This is a genomic window from Elusimicrobiota bacterium, from assembly GCA_026388075.1.
Lineage (GTDB): Bacteria > Elusimicrobiota > Endomicrobiia > Endomicrobiales > JAPLKN01 > JAPLKN01.
The window spans coordinates 1-2,758 of sequence record JAPLKN010000095.1 but is presented as its reverse complement, the minus strand read 5'-3'; the positions used below and the strand labels follow the sequence as shown (position 1 = coordinate 2,758).

General features: G+C 38.2%; 4 protein-coding genes and 1 pseudogene. All 5 read right to left on the bottom strand.

What is annotated here, in order from left to right; all coding sequences use genetic code 11:
• On the bottom strand, window positions 1–185 hold a 185-nt coding region (locus NT145_05175; GenBank protein ID MCX5782076.1), incomplete at its 3' end, for a CHC2 zinc finger domain-containing protein.
• Between the two features lie 117 nt (window positions 186–302).
• A pseudogene (locus tag NT145_05170) lies at window positions 303–1,261 on the bottom strand (NGG1p interacting factor NIF3).
• A gap of 33 nt (window positions 1,262–1,294) precedes the next feature.
• Entirely contained in the window at window positions 1,295–1,501 is a 207-nt protein-coding gene (gene rpsU, locus NT145_05165) for a 30S ribosomal protein S21 (protein MCX5782075.1), read from the bottom strand.
• A gap of 187 nt (window positions 1,502–1,688) precedes the next feature.
• Complete coding sequence (locus tag NT145_05160) at window positions 1,689–2,042, bottom strand: histidine triad nucleotide-binding protein (GenBank protein MCX5782074.1); 354 nt, start codon at window positions 2,040–2,042, stop codon at window positions 1,689–1,691.
• A 128-nt stretch (window positions 2,043–2,170) separates the two neighbouring features.
• On the bottom strand, window positions 2,171–2,758 hold a 588-nt coding region (locus tag NT145_05155), incomplete at its 5' end, for an RluA family pseudouridine synthase (protein MCX5782073.1).

Below are 2,758 nucleotides of genomic sequence, written 5' to 3'. Positions count from 1 at the left end.
CCGAAACAGTGGAAAATACCTTTTTCGGAGCTAACCATAAACGAAGGTGTTTTTTCATGGTGGAACGGACAGTTTGCTTTCCAGTTTCTTCCTGATTTTTTCAGCGTTGGGATATGTTCGCGGACAATTTCAACAATATCGGTACCCAAACGAATTTTATCAATTACTTCGGCGGGAATTGCCATATTCACCCCGTTAGAGAATATCCCTGATTTTTCTTTCGGAATTTGAATTCATGCTGCCAGACAGCAGTGCGGTGTCCATATTTATTTGAGACCCGTGCGATCTCTAACGGGGTAAACTTAAATCCTGCGGAATCTTCTAAATCCCGAAACTTCAAGCACATCCATTTTTCCGAATTCTTTTTCGGCAGAATCCAAAAGCAAATTTAACCCACATTATCAGAGGAGATATGCCCGGCTATAACGACATTCAAGTGGTATTTTTTTGCGTCCTTATAATGGTCTTCGCTCATATGCATGCATACCATTGTGCCTACTCCGGCATCAGCGAGTTTTTCCAGAACTTCTTTTGCCCCTTCAGTTCCGCCTGTCATATCCACAAATACCTTTCCGGCGCGGCTTTCCTTGCTGCCCAAAAGTATCAAAGGCCCGGCTCCAATTTTTGCTGATTCTTTATATTCCGGAATCTCTTTTAGAATTTTGACTATATCTTTAACATATTTGGGTTTCTTGGATTCAATAAGATTCTGCAAAAAATCCGCGACATGGTTATCAGCCACCGTGTGCGCTGACATAAAAGGGATATTCAGTAATTTTGCCGCATCAATTGCCCTGTTATGATTCTGAGGAAGAACTTTCCTTGACACTTCTTTCATCCGGCTATCCGTCAGCGACTCAGCGATGGTAATCGGAACGCCTTCTTTGCTCAAAATATCAGCCTGCATGCCCATAACTTTATAGAATGTTGCGTAGGCTTTCCCTTCGGGATGATGAGTAAGGACAAGATCAATCTTTTTTCCCGAAGCTTTCAACGTATTGGCAAGAAGAAGTTCCGGAGTTTCGATATCAATCCCTATCATTACGGAATTTATCTCTTCTTCGCCAGACCCGTTAAGAATCCGGCTGTCAGCGTAGGGATTTGACAATGTTTCAGTATCAAAATACTCCTTCTCATCCTGGGACAGTTTTTCGTAATCACTTTTCTTTTCTGCAAGAAGCTTTTTTACTTCTTCTGCTCCCCGAGGATCTTTTTTCATACCCTGCTGGATAAAAAATTCAAATAACTTTTTTAATTTCATAATTCCTCTTTTTAAGAAAAAAATTTAAATTTTTTATTTTGTCCATCTATTTTCCTTATAGGATTTCCGGCGCATTTTACGGCGGGATTCTGCGAGCTTTTCTTTTCTTACTACGCTTGGAGACCTATAATACTCTCTCTTTTTGATTTCCTGCATTACACCGTTTCGTTCACATTCACGTTTAAATCTCCTTATCGCGTCTTCAATTGATTCCCCTTCGCGAACTCTTACATTAACCATTTATAAACACCGCCTTTCTATTAAGTTTATTTAACAACGTGTAAAAGTGTAAATGTTAAGAAAGTTAAGAATAGTAACAGCGTTAAAAGTGTAAAAGTTTTGAAAGTTATGAAAGTTAATTCGAAACATTCCAAAACTTTTCAAACTTTCATAACCTTCCTAACATTCAAAACGCCTTTGTCTTTTTTTAACCCGGAGGCCATCCAAAAATCCTGCCGCCAAGCAGATGATAATGAATATGATCTACTGCTTGTCCCGCATTCGGGCCGCAGTTTGCTACAATCCGGTAACCGTCTTTACTTATATTATTTTTCTCTGCTATTTCTTTTGCCGCAAGCTGAATTTCTCCTAAAAGTTCCTTGTCGGCAACTCCAATTTCATTTAATCCCGTAATATGCTTTTTGGGAATTATAAGAATATGCACGGGCGCTTGAGGATTTATATCAGAAAAAGCAAGTAATTTATCATTTTCAAAAATGATATTGGATTTTATTTCCTTGTTTGCAATCTTACAAAACAAGCAATCTTTTGATTGTTTCATAAAAATTTATAAAAATAGAAAAAAATAAGCCAGACAAACCTTCTATTGTTTAATCGGGCAACCTAAAATTTACAAAAAAGAGCATTTATTATATTATAATAATAATTTAAAAGCAAGTTCAAGTATTTTTATATGGTTTTCTTATTCATAAATCTATCAAAATCAGATGGAGGTTCTGCTGTAAATTCCACGGTTTTTGCCTTGCCCGGATGCGTAAAAGAAATCTTGTATGCATGAAGCATTTGCCTGCTAAAATGGCAATTTTCTATCTTTTCCGGCCCCCCGTAGATTATATCGCCAACCACAGGATGACCGATAAATGCCATATGGCTCCTTATTTGATGGGTTCTTCCGGTGTAGGGATAAACTTCAAGCAGTGAAAAATAATTATTGCGCGACATAACTTTGAACTCGGTTATAGCCATTTTACCGGCAAGCGGCCCCACTTCAATCTTTTTTCTATCTTTGGGCGAGCGGCCCAACGGGGCCTCAATTCTTCCCTTATCCTCCCTGACATATCCTTTTACCGCAGCAAAATATACTTTTTTTACTTTTCTGTTTTGAAACTGTTTCATTAGGCTGTTTTTGGCTTTCTCATTCTTTGCAAAAATAATAACTCCGGATGTGTCTTTATCCAACCGGTGGGCCAAAAAAGGAGTGAATTTATCCTTTGCATAACCAAGAACAGCATTTAAAAGTGTCCCTGATGGATGACC

What these genes read in the sequence shown, in the direction of transcription:
- NT145_05160 (MCX5782074.1), bottom strand. Translation starts at nt 2,042, where the DNA reads ATGAAACAATCAAAAGATTGCTTGTTTTGTAAGATTGCAAACAAGGAA.
- rpsU (MCX5782075.1), bottom strand. Translation starts at nt 1,501, where the DNA reads ATGGTTAATGTAAGAGTTCGCGAAGGGGAATCAATTGAAGACGCGATA.